Source organism: Aeromonas sp. s6, assembly GCF_040907815.1.
Taxonomy (GTDB): domain Bacteria; phylum Pseudomonadota; class Gammaproteobacteria; order Enterobacterales; family Aeromonadaceae; genus Aeromonas; species Aeromonas caviae.
The window spans coordinates 83,394-98,989 of record NZ_JBFOCN010000029.1 but is presented as its reverse complement, the minus strand read 5'-3'; the positions used below and the strand labels follow the sequence as shown (position 1 = coordinate 98,989).

General features: G+C 62.8%; 14 protein-coding genes. 7 read left to right on the top strand and 7 right to left on the bottom strand.

Annotated features, from left to right (window positions below; all coding sequences use genetic code 11):
• Window positions 1–121: 121 nt before the first annotated feature.
• The 4 genes from acnD to prpB all read right to left on the bottom strand — a co-directional run bounded on the left by acnD (window position 122) and on the right by prpB (window position 5,013).
• Window positions 122–2,740 (bottom strand): Fe/S-dependent 2-methylisocitrate dehydratase AcnD, encoded by a 2,619-nt coding sequence (gene acnD / locus AB5Y50_RS03960; protein WP_270829963.1) that lies wholly within the window; start codon window positions 2,738–2,740, stop codon window positions 122–124.
• Window positions 2,740–2,892, bottom strand: a complete 153-nt coding sequence (locus tag AB5Y50_RS03955; RefSeq protein ID WP_158656061.1) for a hypothetical protein — start codon at window positions 2,890–2,892, stop codon at window positions 2,740–2,742. The genes acnD and AB5Y50_RS03955 overlap by 1 nt, the downstream gene beginning before the upstream one ends.
• Window positions 2,892–4,049 carry a 2-methylcitrate synthase gene (prpC, locus tag AB5Y50_RS03950; RefSeq protein WP_368162412.1) on the bottom strand — a complete coding sequence of 386 codons (1,158 nt, stop codon included), beginning with the start codon at window positions 4,047–4,049 and terminating at the stop codon, window positions 2,892–2,894. The genes AB5Y50_RS03955 and prpC overlap by 1 nt, the downstream gene beginning before the upstream one ends.
• A gap of 64 nt (window positions 4,050–4,113) precedes the next feature.
• On the bottom strand, window positions 4,114–5,013 hold the full coding sequence (gene prpB / locus AB5Y50_RS03945; protein ID WP_128296690.1) for a methylisocitrate lyase: 900 nt from the start codon (window positions 5,011–5,013) through the stop codon (window positions 4,114–4,116).
• A gap of 382 nt (window positions 5,014–5,395) precedes the next feature.
• Here prpB and AB5Y50_RS03940 point away from each other — a divergent pair, with 382 nt between their 5' ends.
• Window positions 5,396–6,940 carry a methyl-accepting chemotaxis protein gene (locus AB5Y50_RS03940; RefSeq protein WP_368162411.1) on the top strand — a complete coding sequence of 515 codons (1,545 nt, stop codon included), beginning with the start codon at window positions 5,396–5,398 and terminating at the stop codon, window positions 6,938–6,940.
• A 103-nt stretch (window positions 6,941–7,043) separates the two neighbouring features.
• On the opposite strand, the gene AB5Y50_RS03935 is transcribed toward AB5Y50_RS03940, so the two are convergent.
• Window positions 7,044–8,636, bottom strand: coding sequence for an ABC transporter substrate-binding protein (locus tag AB5Y50_RS03935; RefSeq protein WP_368162410.1), 1,593 nt, complete (start codon window positions 8,634–8,636; stop codon window positions 7,044–7,046).
• An 88-nt stretch (window positions 8,637–8,724) separates the two neighbouring features.
• Here AB5Y50_RS03935 and AB5Y50_RS03930 point away from each other — a divergent pair, with 88 nt between their 5' ends.
• From AB5Y50_RS03930 to maiA, 6 genes are all read left to right on the top strand, one after another.
• Window positions 8,725–9,369, top strand: coding sequence for a TIGR01621 family pseudouridine synthase (locus tag AB5Y50_RS03930; protein ID WP_029314720.1), 645 nt, complete (start codon window positions 8,725–8,727; stop codon window positions 9,367–9,369).
• A complete protein-coding gene (locus AB5Y50_RS03925) occupies window positions 9,366–10,019 on the top strand; it encodes an HAD family hydrolase (RefSeq protein WP_010675124.1) in 654 nt (217 codons plus the stop codon). The genes AB5Y50_RS03930 and AB5Y50_RS03925 overlap by 4 nt, the downstream gene beginning before the upstream one ends.
• A 239-nt stretch (window positions 10,020–10,258) precedes the next feature.
• Window positions 10,259–11,413, top strand: coding sequence for a 4-hydroxyphenylpyruvate dioxygenase (hppD, locus tag AB5Y50_RS03920; RefSeq protein ID WP_010675123.1), 1,155 nt, complete (start codon window positions 10,259–10,261; stop codon window positions 11,411–11,413).
• Window positions 11,406–12,554 (top strand): homogentisate 1,2-dioxygenase, encoded by a 1,149-nt coding sequence (locus AB5Y50_RS03915; RefSeq protein WP_010675122.1) that lies wholly within the window; start codon window positions 11,406–11,408, stop codon window positions 12,552–12,554. Before hppD ends, AB5Y50_RS03915 begins: the two co-directional genes overlap by 8 nt.
• Before the next feature lie 10 nt (window positions 12,555–12,564).
• Window positions 12,565–13,563 carry a fumarylacetoacetate hydrolase family protein gene (locus tag AB5Y50_RS03910; protein ID WP_010675121.1) on the top strand — a complete coding sequence of 333 codons (999 nt, stop codon included), beginning with the start codon at window positions 12,565–12,567 and terminating at the stop codon, window positions 13,561–13,563.
• 69 nt (window positions 13,564–13,632) lie between these two features.
• On the top strand, window positions 13,633–14,271 hold the full coding sequence (maiA, locus tag AB5Y50_RS03905; protein WP_010675120.1) for a maleylacetoacetate isomerase: 639 nt from the start codon (window positions 13,633–13,635) through the stop codon (window positions 14,269–14,271).
• 72 nt (window positions 14,272–14,343) lie between these two features.
• Here maiA and AB5Y50_RS03900 read toward each other — a convergent pair whose 3' ends face one another.
• Complete coding sequence (locus AB5Y50_RS03900; RefSeq protein ID WP_010675119.1) at window positions 14,344–14,967, bottom strand: glutathione S-transferase family protein; 624 nt, start codon at window positions 14,965–14,967, stop codon at window positions 14,344–14,346.
• 128 nt (window positions 14,968–15,095) lie between these two features.
• Window positions 15,096–15,596 (bottom strand): thioredoxin family protein, encoded by a 501-nt coding sequence (locus AB5Y50_RS03895; protein ID WP_010675118.1) that lies wholly within the window; start codon window positions 15,594–15,596, stop codon window positions 15,096–15,098.

The window sequence follows — 15,596 nt, the reverse complement described above, 5'->3', positions numbered from 1 at the left end:
CTCTGGGAGAAGGTGCCCGAAGGGCGAATGAGGGGGATGTCCCCTCACCCCAACCCTCTCTCAAAGGGAGAGGGTGCTTTATGCCTTCCCCTTTTTCAAAGGGGCGGAGCGGGGTTGCGATTTAGCTTGCGGCCTTTTGCGCAGCTGACGCCAGGAAATCCTGGGCGAAGCGTTGCAGCACGCCACCTGCCTCATAGACCGAGACCTCCTCGGCGGTGTCGAGGCGGCAGGTCATGGGCACCTGGATCACTTCGCCGCTGCGACGGCGGATCACCAGAGTGAGATCGGTGCGCGGCTGGCGCTCCCCCACCACGTCATAGGTCTCGGTGCCATCGAGGCCCAGCGTGAGGCGGGTGGTGCCCGGTTTGAACTCGAGCGGCAGCACCCCCATACCGATGAGGTTGGTGCGGTGAATACGCTCGAAGCCTTCCGCCGCGATCACCTCCACCCCGGCAAGGCGCACCCCCTTGGCCGCCCAGTCCCGGGACGAGCCCTGACCGTAGTCGGCACCGGCCACGATGATGAGGGGCTGCTTGCGTGCCATGTAGGTCTCGATGGCTTCCCACATCCGCATCACTTTGCCATCCGGCTCGACGCGGGCGAGGGACCCCTTCTGCACCACGCCGTTCACCACCGCCATCTCGTTGACCAGCTGGGGGTTGGCGAAGGTGGCGCGCTGGGCGGTCAGGTGATCGCCGCGGTGGGTGGCGTAGGAGTTGAAGTCCTCCTCCGGCAGGCCCATCTTCGCCAGGTATTCCCCCGCCGCGCTGCCGGGCAGGATGGCGTTGGAAGGGGAGAGGTGGTCTGTGGTGATGTTGTCCGGCAACAGCGCCAGGGGCCGCATGCCGCGCAGGGTGCGCTCGCCCGCCAGTGCCCCCTCCCAGTAAGGCGGGCGACGGATATAGGTGCTTTGCGTACGCCAGTCGTACAGGGGCGTCACCTTGGGACCCTGATCCTCTTCCTGGGTGAACATGGGGATATAGACCTGGCGGAACTGGGACGGCTTGACCGACGCCTTGACCACGGCGTCGATCTCTTCATCAGACGGCCAGATGTCTTTGAGGCGAATTTCCTTGCCGTCCATCACCCCCAGCACATCTTTTTCAATGTCGAAGCGGATGGTGCCGGCGATGGCGTAGGCCACCACCAGGGGCGGGGAGGCGAGAAACGCCTGCTTGGCATAGGGATGGATGCGGCCGTCGAAGTTGCGGTTGCCGGACAGCACCGCCGTGGCATAGAGGTCCCGCTCGATGATCTCCTGCTGAATGGTGGGATCCAGGGCACCGGACATGCCGTTGCAGGTGGTGCAGGCAAAGGCCACGACGCCGAAGCCGAGCCGCTCAAGTTCCTCGTCCAGTCCCGCCTCTTTCAAGTAGAGGGCGACTGTCTTGGATCCGGGGGCCAGGGACGACTTGACCCAGGGCTTGCGCACCAGACCGAGCCGGTTGGCGTTGCGGGCCAACAGGCCCGCGGCAATCACGTTGCGCGGGTTGCTGGTGTTGGTGCAACTGGTGATGGCGGCGATGATGACGGCGCCATCGGGCAAGAGGCCGTCCGCCTCCTGGGCGCGAGCCTTGTCCAGATTCACCGCGATACCGCGCTCCGCCAGGGCGGAGACCGGCAGGCGGCGATGGGGGTTGGAGGGGCCCGCCAGGGTGCGCACCACGCTCGACAAGTCAAAGTGCAGCACCCGCTCGTACTGGGCGCTCGCCAGGGCATCGGCCCAGAGGCCGGCCTCCCTGGCATAGGTTTCCACCAGCCTGACCTGCTCGTCGTCACGGCCGGTGAGCTTGAGGTAGTCGAGGGTCTGCTGGTCGATGAAGAACATGGCCGCGGTAGCGCCGTATTCCGGTGCCATGTTGGAGATGGTGGCCCGATCGCCGAGGGTGAGGGCGGCGGCGCCCTCGCCACGAAACTCCAGATAGGCCCCGACTACCTTCTGCTGGCGCAGGAATTCGGTGAGCGACAGCACCAGGTCCGTGGCGGTGATGCCGGGTTGCGGCTTGCCGGAGAGCTCCACGCCGACGATCGAAGGCAGCCGCATCCAGGAGGCGCGCCCCAGCATGACGTTCTCGGCCTCTAACCCACCCACCCCCACCGCGATGACGCCCAGAGCGTCAACGTGGGGGGTGTGGCTGTCGGTGCCGACGCAGGTATCCGGGTAGGCGAGGCCGCGATCGGCGTGGATGACAGGGGACATCTTCTCCAGGTTGATCTGGTGCATGATGCCGTTGCCCGGCGGGATCACCTCGATGTTCTTGAACGCCTGCTTGGTCCAGTCGATGAAGTGGAAACGATCCTCGTTGCGGCGATCCTCGATGGCGCGGTTCTTCTCGAACGCCTGGGGGTCAAAGCCGCCGCACTCAACGGCGAGGGAATGGTCGACGATGAGCTGCACCGGCACCACAGGGTTCACCTGGGCGGGATCGCCACCCTGCTCGGCGATGGCGTCGCGAAGGCCCGCGAGGTCCACCAGGGCGGTCTGCCCCAGGATGTCGTGACACACCACCCGCGCCGGGAACCAGGGAAAGTCGCGATCGCGCTTGCCATGGACTATCTGGCCGAGGCACTCGCCGAGGATGGTCGGATCGCACCGACGCACCAGGTTCTCGGCGTGGACGCGGGCGGTGTAGGAGAGCCTGTCCCAGGCGCCGGGGGCGATGGCGTTGACCGCCTCCCTGGCATCGAAGTAGTCGAGCGCCGTGCCGGGCAGGGGCTTGCGATATTGCGTGTTGATCATCACTTGCGCTCCTGATTCTTCTCGGCGTGCACGCGGGCGGTGTAGTAGAGCCTGTCCCAGGCGCCCGGGGCGATGGCGTCGACCGCCTCCCTGGCGTCGAAGTAGTCGAGCGCCGTGCCGGGCAGGGGCTTGCGATATTGCGTGTTGATCATCACTTGCGCTCCTTGAGCGGCACGAACCTGAGATCCTCCGGGCCGACGTAGTTGGCGCTCGGGCGGATGATCTTGCCGTCGATGCGTTGCTCGATGACGTGGGCCGACCAGCCTGAGGTGCGGGCGATGACGAACAGCGGGGTGAACATGGCGGTGGGCACCCCCATCATGTGGTAGCTGACGGCGCTGAACCAGTCGAGGTTCGGGAACATCTTCTTGACCTCCCACATGGTGGATTCCAGCCGCTCGGCGATATCGAACATCTTGGTGTTGTGCTGCTCCTGGCTGAGTTCGCGCGCCACCTCCTTGATCACCTTGTTGCGGGGATCGGAGACGGTGTAGACCGGGTGGCCGAAGCCGATGACCACTTCTTTTTTCTCGACCCGAGCGCGAATGTCGGCCTCCGCCTCGTCCGGGTTCTCGTAGCGCTTCTGGATCTCGAAGGCCACCTCGTTGGCGCCTCCGTGCTTGGGCCCGCGCAGGGCACCGATGGCCCCCGTGATGCAGGAGAACATGTCCGAGCCGGTACCGGCGATGACGCGGCCGGTGAAGGTGGAGGCGTTGAACTCGTGCTCGGCGTAGAGGATGAGGGAGGTGTGCATGGCGCGAACCCAGGAGTCGCGTGGCTTGTGCCCGTGCAGCAGGTGCAGGAAGTGGCCGCCGATGGAGTCGTCGTCGGTCTCCACATGGATGCGTTTACCGTTGTGACTGAAGTGGTACCAGTAGAGCAACACGGAGCCGAGACAGGCCATCAGCTTGTCGGCGATATCCCGGGCGCCCGGGTGGTTGTGATCGTCCTTCTCCGGCGACAGGCACCCCAGCACGGAGACGGCGGTGCGCATCACGTCCATGGGGTGGGCGGAGGGAGGCAACTGCTCCAGGGCGGTCCTGACCCCGGTGGGCAGGCCGCGCAGGGCCTTGAGCTTGGCCTTGTAGGCGGCGAGCTCCGCCACATTGGGCAGGTGGCCGTGCACCAGCAGGTGGGCTATCTCTTCAAACTCGCAGCTGGTGGCCACGTCCAGGATGTCGTAGCCACGGTAGTGCAGATCGTTGCCGCTGAGGCCCACGGTGCACAGGGCGGTATTGCCGGCGGCGGTGCCGGAAAGGGCGACGGATTTCTTCGGCTTGAAGCCGGTGGTTTCGGGCAGGGCGCTCATCACATGTTTCCTCATTCAGTCCATTGATGCGCCAGCCGCCAGCATAAGGCGGCCGGTCGCCGTCTTATTCCTTGGTCGACAGATCCTGGGTGAACAGCCTGTCCAGGGTCTGCTCGTAGTGGTGGTAACCGAGAAAATCGTAGAGGGACTCCCGGGTCTGCATGGTGTCGACCACGGCGCGCTGGTGGCCGTCGCGGCGAAGCGTCTGATAGACGTTGAGGGCGGCCTGGTTGGCGGCACGGGCGGCGCTCAGGGGGTAGAGCACCATGTCCACGCCATGCAAGGCGAGCGCCTCCTTGTCAAACAGCGCGGTCTTGCCGAACTCGGTCATGTTGGCGAGGATCGGCACCCCGGCCGCCTGCCTGAAGCGATCGTACTGATCCAGCTCGGTGACCGCTTCGGCGAAGATCATGTCGGCGCCCGCCTCCACATAGGCGGCGGTGCGCTCCAGGGCCGAGCCCAGCCCTTCCACCGCCAGGGCGTCGGTGCGGGCCATGATGACGAAACTCTCGTCCTGGCGGGCATCCACCGCGGCCTTGATCCTGTCCACCATCTCGGTGACGCTGACCACGGCCTTGTTGGGCCTGTGGCCGCAACGCTTCTGGGCCACCTGATCTTCCATGTGGACGGCGGCCACACCGCCACGCTCGAAGGCGCGGATGGTGCGGGCGATGTTGAAGGCGCCCCCCCAGCCGGTGTCGATGTCCACCAGGAGTGGCACCTGTGTGGCAGCCGTGATGCGTTCGGCATCGATGAGCACGTCATTCATGGAAGTCATGCCGAGGTCCGGCAGGCCATAGGAGGCGTTCGCTACCCCGGCGCCGGAGAGATAGAGGGCCTGGAAGCCGCTGCGCTCGGCCATCAGCGCCATGTAGGCATTGATGGTGCCGACTATCTGCAGGGGCTTTTCGTTGGCCAGGGCCGTGCGAAAACGCTTGCCGGCCGAGGGGGAGAGGTGGGACATGGTGACTCCTTTCATGGGGTGCGTGTCTGCTGGATGTGTAGGGTGAACGGTATCATCTCACACTACGTTTACGTTAACGTCAATTATGCTTAGGTCCAAGGTCGTATCAAGTGTGCTCTCCCCTGACGGACCCCTGGCAACGCCAGCACCACAGACTCGTTGGAACCATTTTTTGGTGTGATGCATCGTGTGGGAGAGCGGTGAACCTGGGAAAATGCCGAGTGTTTTTTGGCCAAACCTGGGCTTTTGGGGTCAAAATCTTGCGCGGCGTCAAACAGGATGCAAATTGTGTCTCAGCCATCCTCCCCGACTGGGTCTCTGCGTTGCTTGCCCGTAGGCGTTTGGCTACGCTCAGTGGGTGATCAAACAAGGGGTGTGCGCCATGAAGAAAAGCCAGGTTCATCTCATCGACGAAGAGGTGGATTTTCCTGCCAATGAACAGCTGGTCTCCACTACGGACCTGCAGGGTGTGATCACCTACGCCAATGATCACTTCTGCCGGGTAGCGGGGTACAGCCGGGCCGAGCTCATCGGCCAGCACCACAACATGGTTCGCCACCCGGACATGCCCAAGGCCGCCTTTGCTGACCAGCTCAAGCAGGGCAAACCCTGGCGCGGCATGGTGAAAAACCGCTGCAAGGATGGGCGTTACTATTGGGTGGATGCCTATGTCACCCCTATCTTCGAGCAGGGGCGGATCAATGGCTACCAGTCGGTCCGCAGTCGCGCCGCGCCAGAGATGAAAGCCGTGGCCGGGCGCACCTATGCCAGATTGAAGAGCGTGGAGCGGGGGGAGCGAAAGGGCGGATTGAGCCTGCGCCCGATGCGCCACGGGCTGGCCATCATCGGTGTCTTGCTGATGCTGGCAGGGGGGGCCTATCTGATGGGGCCCTGGGGGCCGTTGTTCACCCTGTTGCCTCTCTTGTGGCTGGCCCTGATCTATCGTGACACCCTCATCACTACCCCCCGTTATCTGCGACAGCTCGCGGACGAATATGACAGCCTGACCCGGCTCATCTATTCGGGGGAGGATGCCAGTGCCATTGCAGACTTCCACATCAAGCTGTTGCAGGCCAGGATCCGCACCGTCCTTGGACGAGTGGACGATGCGACCCTCTCCCTGCAGGATCTCGCGGTGCATCTGAAAACAGCCTCCAGCGAGGCGAGCGCCGACATCGCCGAACAGGATGTCCAGACCCAGCAGGTGGCGACGGCCATCACCGAGATGGCGGCGACAGCCCACGAGATTGCCCGCAATATCCTGGAGACGGACAACCAGATAGCCCAGGCCAAGGCGCACTGCCAACACACCGATCAGCAACTGGAAGATACCCAGCACAGGGTGACGGAGCTGGCCACCCAGGCAGAGCATGCCTTCACGGCCGCCGTGGCACTGGCGGAGGAGTCGGACCGCATCGGTGTGCTGATGAGCGAGATCCAGGGCATTGCGGATCAGACCAATCTGCTGGCGCTCAACGCCGCCATCGAGGCGGCGCGGGCAGGGGAGCAGGGGCGAGGCTTTGCGGTGGTGGCGGACGAGGTGCGAACCCTCTCCACGCGCACCCACAAGGCGACCGAACAGATCCAGAGCAGCATAGGCCAGATCCAGCGTACCCTGAACGGCTGGAAGGGCATGATGCAGCAGAACCTGCAACAGACCCAATCCTGCGTGACCCTGACCCGCCAGGGATCAGAGAGCCTGCATCAGGTGTTGGCGGAAATAGAACGGGTGGTGGACCTCTCGGCCCAGATCTCGACGGCGGCAGAGGAGCAACAGGCGGTGGTGGAGGACATCAGCCGCAACGTCAACGCCATCTCCCAGCACTCCCACACCAACAGTAACAAGATGCAGGACATGGACGCCTCGAGCGACATCCTGCTCACCAAGGCTCGCCAGCTCAAATCCCTGGGGCAGACCTTCGGGTAAGAGCGGTCAGACTCATGCAATGCAGGAAGGCCACCCCTGGGGTGGCCTTCCTGTTTATCGGTTTCACGGGGGTATCGGATCTGTGTGCCGGGAGATGAGCAAGTCAGCCGGACTGCTCCGCCAGCGTGATGACGCGGCCACCCTTGTCACAATACATGGCCCTGTCGGCCTGGATGAGCCACTGCTCCGGGCTCCAGTCATGCTGGTAGTGGCTGACGCCGATACTGATGCCCACCTGCATCGGCTGGTCATTGACCACGAAGGGGGCCTGCATGGCCTGGCGGATCACGGCGGTGACCTCCTCTGCCTGACGGATATCGTAGCCCGGCAGCAGCAGGATGAACTCGTCCCCCGCCAAGCGGGCAAAATAGCACTGGTGGCCGATGGCGCCGTGGATCCGTCGGGCCAGCTGGCAGAGGATGGCATCCCCCTGGCTGTGGCCGAAGTTGTCGTTGATGCGCTTGAAGTCATTGAGATCGCAAAACAGCAGGCAGCCCGGATTGTCGCTTTGCACCTGGTGTTTCAACTGCTCCATCAGGCTCAGGCGATTGGGCAGCCCGGTAAGGGGATCGAGGCGGGCCAGTTGCAGTATCTCCTGCTCTCGCTGTTTGCGCAGGGCCACTTCCTGGTTGAGCCGCTTGTTGCTCATCAGAAGATAGAGGGAGAGCAGCAGGATGAGACCACCAACCCCCAGGCTCAGCAGGAACCATGGACGCCAGAAGCTCCACTGTTCTGAGGGAACCTGATAGAGAAAACGGGTCAGGGAGACCGGTTTGGCAAGGAGGCCTATCTCCACCAGCTGCTGCATGATGTGAGCGAAGCGATCCGGATTCATATACCCGATCTCCACATAGAGCGGCTGGATCATCTCCTTGCTCATCTGCAACTCGTATTCCATGTGGGCCTGACTGCGGTTGACGCCATACTCTGTGCGCAGCAGGGCGATGGCTTCCTCGGGGTGGGTGAGGGCATAGCGCCATCCCTTGAGGCTGGCTGCACGAAAACGTGCCACCCGCTCCGGATTGAGCCGCTCCTGTGCCTGGGTGGTGAAGAGAATGTCGCTGTAGAAATCGATGCCGTAGTTGCGAGGGTTGATGACGGACACCGAGATGCCGCGCTCTTCCAGATAGAAGGGCTCATTGCTCAGATAGGCGTTGAAGATGTCTATCCGGCCGGCGATCAGATCGTCGATGTTGACCGAAGTGGGGACCGGGATGAGCTGGCGCTCGTGAAGCCCCTGATAGTAGAGGGTGGCCAGCAGTTCTGCATCCTGATGACCCGGAAACATCATGATCCGTTTGCCACGCATGTCCGCAACGGTGAGAATGCCGCTGTCGCGGCGTGCCAGGAAGATGGAGGGAGAGTGCTGGTAGACGCTGGCCAGCGCCAGCAGCGGCTTGCCCTGGGCGTAGTGGGTCAGCACCTCGGTGTTGCCGACGCCAAAGTCGGCGCGTCCGGCCAGCACCTCCTGAACCGGACTTATTCCCTTGCCACCTGGCCTTATCTCGACATCCAGACCAGCGTCGGCGTAATACCCCTTGGCCTTGGCCATGTGATAGCCCACAAACTGGGGCTGATGCAGCCAGCGCAACTGCAATACCACCTTCTCCGGCAGATCACGTGTCCGTTCACTGGCCTGGAGGGGCGAGAAGCAAGTGATGCCAAGCAACAACAGCCAAAACAGGCATTTTTTCATTCGTGCGATTCTTGTGCTGAGGGTCCATGAAGATGGCCTGCAGGCCTGCATTCAAGTTGTTAACAAATAACATTCTAAAGGGTTATACATGTACCGGATACAATTGCAGCACAAAGATTTCATGGTGATCAACAAGCGTCCGGGCATTGGCATGCACGATGATGCCGGCGAGCCGGGTCTCGTCAATCGGGTCAGAATGGATACCGGTCTTGACCTCTATCCGGTCCATCGACTGGACAAGATGACCTCTGGGCTGGTGCTGCTGGCCCGCACCGCCGAAGCGAATCGCGCCCTCAGCATGGCTTTTGCGGCGCGGGAAGTGAGCAAGCAGTATCTGGCACTCTCCGATCGCAAGCCGAAGAAGAAGCAGGGCTGGGTGAAGGGTGACATGGAGAAAGGGCGAGGCGGCAGCTGGATGCTGAGCCGCACCCAGGATAACCCGGCCATTAGCTGGTTCGACTCCGTTTCGGTGCGCGAGGGGCTGCGCCTTTATCGTATCAAGCCCCGGACCGGCAAGACCCACCAGATCCGGGTGGCCTTGAAGAGCGTGGGAGCCCCCATCCTCGGAGATGAGCGTTACGGCGGCACGGCGGCGGATCGCGGTTATCTGCACGCCTGGCGCCTCGCCTTCACCCTGGCAGGTGAGAGCTTCGATCTCGTTTGTCCGCCCGATGAAGGAGCGCTGTTCCTCCTGCCCGAGTTGCATGCCGCCATCGCAGAGATCACCGAATGAGCGCAGCAACCGCGAGAGTCCCAGCCCACGGCTGGATCCTGGCCGACTTCGATGACACCCTAGCGCCGGATGACAGCCATGCGGGGTTGCTGCGTTTCATCTTGCGCCGCCGTATCTGGCCGCTGCTGCTGTGGCCACTGATGGCGTTCGGTGCCGTGATCTATCTGCTGCCAGGTCAGCGCAGTCGCGGCATTGCACTCATCTGGTGGGCCATCACCCTCGGGCTATCCCCCCTGGCCTGGCGCGCCCTGGTACGGCAGTACAGCCTGACCCGGCCCGGTCTGTATCGGGAGGCGCGAGCCCTCCTGACGGGGGAGGGGCACCGCTGCTGGGTCATCTCCGCCAGTCCCCGCGCCCTGGTCCGTGCCCAGCTCCATCGTCAACTGCCAAGGCTCCCTCACCGCATCATCGGCTCGCGGATGGGTTACCGTTTCGGCGGCCTGGTGCCGCGCTTCTATTGCCATGGCAGGCACAAGCTGCTGCCTGAGCTCCTGACCCTGGAGGCCGCACTCACCCTGAGTGACAGCCTGCACGATCTGCCCCTGCTGGCGTTGGGGGAGCAGGCCTGGCTCATCAACCCCACAAGGACTCGATTGTGGAAGATGAGGGCGGTACTGCCCCATATCGAACCCTGTTATTGGTCGTTGTAAGGCAAAGCTGACAGCCTTGCGGGACGCTAACGAGCGCAGTGCAAGGCTGGGGCTGTGATGTCACATTTCATTTACATTCTTTGGCGCGGATTCCCGCCAAACTATCTGAACGCCGCCCCTTCTCATTCCCTGCGCCCGCCACTCTAATGAAACAAGTTGTTAACAATGCCGTGCGGGCTGCCTGTCGAGCCCTTGCGGCGTGACCCGTTTCGTTATCAGTTCATCGCAAGGAGCGCATCATGACCACCCCTTCTTCCCGTACTCACACCATCAACCCCCTTGGCACCGACGGGTTTGAGTTCGTCGAGTACACGGCGCCGGATCTCAAGGGCATTGCGGCCCTCAAGGCGTTGTTCGTCTCACTGGGCTTTGCCGAAGTGGCCAAGCACAGGCACAAGCAGTGCTGGCTCTATCGCCAGGGGGACATCAACTTCGTGGTCAATGCCGAGCCCCACTCCCAGGCGGAGGAGTTTGCCCGGGCCCATGGTCCGAGCGTGTGCGGCATGGCGTTTCGGGTGAGCGATGCCGGCCGTGCCCAGCAGTACGCCATTGGCCAGGGGGCCAAGCCGTTTGTGGGCAAAATCGGCCCCATGGAACTCAACATCCCCGCCATCTACGGCATCGGCGAGAGTACCCTCTCCTTTGTCGATCGCTATGGCGAGCGCGGCTCCATCTATGACGTGGACTTTATCTTCTACCCCGACTGGCAGGCCCGCATGGCCGAGGTGGACGCAGGGCTCTATGAGATCGACCACCTGACCCACAACGTCCATCGCGGCAATATGAACCTCTGGTCGAATTTCTACGAGCGGATCGGCAACTTCCGGGAAATCCGCTACTTCGACATCGAGGGCAAGCTGACAGGACTGCACTCGCGCGCCATGACGGCCCCTTGCGGCAAAATTCGCATCCCCATCAACGAGTCGGCGGACGACAAGTCCCAGATAGAGGAGTACCTGCGCCAGTACAAGGGGGAGGGGATCCAGCACATCGCGCTCGCCTCTGCCGACATCTATCACACCATCCGCACGCTCAGAGGGCGGGGAACCGGCTTCATGCCGACGCCGGACACCTACTACGAGAAGGTGGACAGCCGGGTCGCGGGTCATCAGGAGGATCTGGCCGCGCTGAAGGCGCTGCGCATCCTCATCGACGGCTCGCCGACGAAGGACGGCATCCTGCTGCAGATCTTCACGGACACCGTCATCGGGCCCGTGTTCTTCGAGATCATCCAGCGCAAGGGCAACGAGGGCTTTGGTGAGGGCAACTTCCAGGCATTGTTCGAATCTATCGAGCTGGATCAGATCCGCCGTGGCGTGCTGGACGGATCCACGCAAGGGGAGGTGAACAGTGCCGCGCAGGGCCAGAAAAACGGAGAACCGAGCGATGCGTAACTGGATAAGCTTCCCCCATCGGGAGGGAACCCACTCCCGCCAGGCCCATGCCGATCTGCCGGAGCAGGCCATCTATGAGCGCGAGCTGGGGCGCTCGGGCTTCTTCGGTCCGGCCACCCACATGCACCACAAGCATGCTCCCACCGACTGGGTCAACTGGGAGGGGCCGCTTCGGCCACGGGCGTTTGACTTGAACGATCTGCAGGAGGAGGTGAGCTCCCTCTCCCCCTGGGTGATGCCGGATATTCTCAGCAACCCCCACTGCCGCTACCGCATCTGGCGCCTGCATGAGCCCATGCCGTTTCTGGTGCGCAACGCCGATGGCGACGAGCTCCTGTTCATTCACGAGGGGAGCGGAGAGTTCTACTGCGACTACGGACACCTCATCTTGAGAGATGGCGACTATGTGGTGATCCCCCGTGGCACCATGTGGCGCATCGAGCCCACCGCGCCCCTCTTCATCCTGATGATAGAGGCGACGGAAGACAGTTATCAGCTGCCGGACAAGGGACTGGTGGGCAATCACGCCATCTTCGATCCGGCGGCCCTGGACGTGCCCGCCATCAACGAGCGCTTCCTTGCCCAGCAGGATGAAAACCCCTGGTCGCTGCAGATCAAGCGCCACGATCAGGTCTCGGTCGTCACCTGGCCGTTCAACCCGCTGGATGCACAAGGGTGGCACGGGGACTTGTGCGTGGTGCGCCTCAACTGGCGGGATATCCGCCCGCTGATGAGCCACCGCTACCACCTGCCTCCCTCGGCCCACACCACCTTCGTGGCGAGCCGGTTCGTGGTCTGCACCTTCGTGCCGCGTCCCATCGAGAGTGACCCAGGCGCCCTGCGGGTGCCCTTCTACCACAGCAACGACGACTTCGACGAAGTGCTATTCTACCACGCCGGGGACTTCTTCAGCCGGGACAACATCAAGCGGGGCATGGTCACCTTCCACCCTGCCGGCTTCACCCATGGTCCCCATCCCAAGGCCTTTGCGGCAGGGCAGGCCCATGCCAAGACCTTCACCGACGAGGTGGCGGTGATGCTCGACACCCGGGATGCCCTGGCCGTCGGCCCGATCTGCGAAGGGGTCGAACACCCCGGTTATGTCACCAGCTGGCAGCGTCCAGAGACGCTCGGCAAATAAGGAATTCGATATGAAACTGGCAACCCTGAACAATGGCAAGCGCGACGGCGCCCTGGTGGTGGTGAGCCGCGATCTGGCGCGCGCCGTCCATGTGACGACCATCGCCCCGACCCTGCAGTCGGCCCTCGACCAGTGGGGAGAAGTGGCGCCGCAATTGGCGAAGGTTTATCAGCGACTCAACGAGGGCGCCTGCCCCGACGCCTTCCCCTTCGATGAGGAGGCGTGCCTCTCCCCGCTGCCCCGCGCCTACCAGTGGATTGACGGCAGTGCCTACGTCAATCACGTGGAGCTGGTGCGCAAGGCGCGCGGCGCCGACATGCCAGAAAGCTTCTGGCACGATCCCCTGATGTATCAGGGAGGCTCTGACAGCTTCCTGCCGCCCCGTGGCCCCATCGTGATGGGCTCCGAGGAGTGGGGGATCGACTTCGAGTCGGAAGTCGCCGTCATCACCGACGACGTGCCCATGGGCACCCGTTCGCAGGGGGCGGCGAGCCACATCAAGCTCTTGATGCTGGTCAACGACGTGAGCCTGCGCAACCTCATTCCCGGGGAGCTTGCCAAGGGCTTTGGCTTCTTCCAGTCCAAGCCCTCCAGCAGCTTCTCGCCGGTGGCTATCACCCCGGACGAGCTGGGGGATGACTGGCGCGATGGCAAGGTCCACCTGCCCCTGGTGACCCACCTCAACGGCGCCCTGTTCGGGCAACCCGACGCCGGGGTGGACATGACCTTCAACTTTGATGAGCTGATTGCCCATGCCGCCAAGACAAGGCCGCTTGGGGCGGGTTGCATCATCGGCTCGGGCACCGTCTCCAACTACGACAGAAGCCGGGGATCCTCCTGCCTTGCCGAGCGGCGGATGCTGGAAATTATCGAGTCAGGTCAAGCCACTACACCCTTTCTGCGCTTTGGTGATACAGTGTCCATCGCGATGCAGGATCGCAACGGGATGAGTCTGTTTGGCACCATTTTGCAGCGGGTCACGCAAGCAACGGCCGAGCGGGCGAGCTAGGAGAGCCCGACCCCTGGAGGGGCGGGCGACACGGCAGGTGGCAGACACCTGCCACCACAGGGACACACTATGCTGCAGTTGTTTGGATATTGGCGCTCATCGGCCAGCTTTCGCGTGCGTTTGGTACTGCAACTCAAGGGGCTCGATTATGAGCAGCACCCGGTCAACTTGCGGCAGGGTGAGCAGAAGGAGAAGGCCTACCGCCGGGTCAATCCCCAGGGACTGGTGCCGTTTCTCGTGGACGATGACGTGCATCTGGGTCAGTCGGTGGCCATCATGGAGTACCTCGACGAGACCTATCCCGCCTACCCCCTGATGCCCTCCGCGCCCATCGAACGTGCCCGGGTGCGCCAGATAGTCAACATGATCGCCTGTGACACCCACCCCCTCAACAACCTGCGCGTGCTGCACTACCTGGAGCAGGAGTTGGGGCAGAGCAAGATGGCGCGGGATGCCTGGTATCGCCACTGGATAGACGAGACCTTCACCGCGCTGGAGCAGCTTCTCATGACCACCGCCGGCATCTATTGCGTGGGCAACGAGGTCACCCTGGCGGACTGCATGCTGGTGCCCCAGGTCTACAACGCCCGCCGCTTCGACATGACCCTGGATGACTACCCCACCATTGCGCGCATCGTCGCCAACTGCGAGCAGTTGCAGGCCTTTATCAAGGCGGCCCCCGCCAATCAGCCGGATGCCCAGCCCTGAAGCTGTGCAGACCGGGCCAGCGCGTTGGCCCGGTCTGCCATCTCTTTCCTTGCCCGGGTTATCTTGCTCGCCTCAGGGCGTGCCATTGGCCCCATAGCGTCGAAACCCCGGCCGCTCTTTCAGTCGCTGGTAGTAGTCGTCCACGGCGGGTAGCGACGGGCGATCATAGGGCGTCTCCAGCCAGCGGTTGACTGACAGCCCGATGGGAATGTCTGCCAGCGAGAAGTGCGGACCGGCCACATATCCTCCGGTTGTTTGAAGCTGTCTCTCCAGGATCTCCATGCAGTGAGACCACTGCAGGCAAGCTGCGTGAAGGGCCTGATGGTCTTGATGCTGGGGGGAGCGCCTCACCAGCGACAGGAAGGCGTAGCGCCAGGCGCTGTTCAAGTCCGATGCCTGCCAGTCAATCCATTGATCGACCCGAGCCCTGGCTCTCGCCTCGGCGGGATAGAGTGCATTGGCACCATGGCGCGTCGCCAGGTAGCGGATGATGGTGTTCGACTCCCACAGCGTAAAATCCTCATCCTGAATGACGGGCACCATGGCATTGGGGTTGAGCGCCAGAAACGCCGGGGTGTCCGTGGGTTTGAAGCCGGATCCCCACTCCTCCAGCTCGAACGGGAGGGTCAGCTCAGCACAGGTCCACAGTACCTTGCGCACATTGATTGACGACGCCTTGCCCAGTATTCGCAACATCTTTTTCGTCCTTGTCCGGGGTGATGGATGGCCTGTTTGTCGCAGACATGCCACTTCCCTGTTTGCGCTTCCATCAAGGCCCTGTACTGTCACTGACCGTGCGGGGCCCTGTTTGATTGACTGGCGAGTCAGCCGTGGGTGGTCCTGGGCTGGAAATAGGCGATAAATTTGCCGAGTTTCTCCCCGTCGTAACTCTTCCCCTTCTCCAGCAGCCCGGTGTTGAAGGACTCGAGCAGCCTGCCTTTGGCATCCAGCACGTAGAAGTGGGGGACCCCCAGATACTCGGGATAGTCTTTCAGGAAGGATTCATTCTTGTTCTGCTCGCTGACGTTCACCTTGACCACCACGAAGGTGCGGTTGAGCTGGCCGGCGAGATCGGGTTCCCGGTCCAGAAAGCGGTTCATCTCCTGGCACCAACTGCACCATTCGCCCCCCACCAGCAACAGGACTTTCTTGCCCTCGGCACTGGCCTTGGCGGTAGCGGCGGCGAGATCGCGGGCCGGATCCCGCGTCTCGTCATAACCCTGGCTGTAATCGGGCAGGCTCTGACTCCAGAGGTGGTCGCCCGCGCAGGCGGCGCCATTGAAAAGGAGGGTGCCCAGTATCAGGGGCAGTAACAGTCGTTTCAT